General features: G+C 63.7%; 1 protein-coding gene. It reads left to right on the top strand.

All coding sequences use genetic code 11. The features are described from left to right. The coding region (locus tag RNC47_RS37245; RefSeq protein WP_311605306.1) for a DNA gyrase C-terminal beta-propeller domain-containing protein at nt 1-405 on the top strand (405 nt) is incomplete at both ends.

Genomic DNA, 405 nt, shown 5'->3' with positions numbered 1-405 from the left:
GGACGACATCGTCAACCACTTCTTCGTCTGCTCGACCCACGACTGGATCCTGTTCTTCACCACGCAGGGCCGCGTCTACCGGGCGAAGGCCTATGAGCTGCCGGAGACCTCACGCACTGCGCGCGGTCAGCACGTCGCGAACCTGCTGGCCTTCCAGCCGGAAGAGCGGATCGCCCAGGTCATCCAGATCAAGAGCTACGAGGACGCGCCGTATTTGGTGCTCGCCACCCGCAACGGCCTGGTGAAGAAGTCCAGGCTGGTCGACTTCGATTCGAACCGTTCCGGCGGCATCGTGGCGATCAACTTGCGTGACGGTGACGAACTGGTCGGTGCGGTGCTGTGCTCGGCCGACGACGACCTCCTGCTGGTCAGTGCAAACGGCCAGTCGATCCGGTTCTCCGCGAC

It is taken from the genome of Streptomyces millisiae (assembly GCF_031845425.1).
GTDB classification, from domain to species: domain Bacteria; phylum Actinomycetota; class Actinomycetes; order Streptomycetales; family Streptomycetaceae; genus Streptomyces; species Streptomyces millisiae.
Note: the sequence above shows the minus strand (reverse complement) of the source record. Positions and strands in the feature narration are given on the sequence as shown.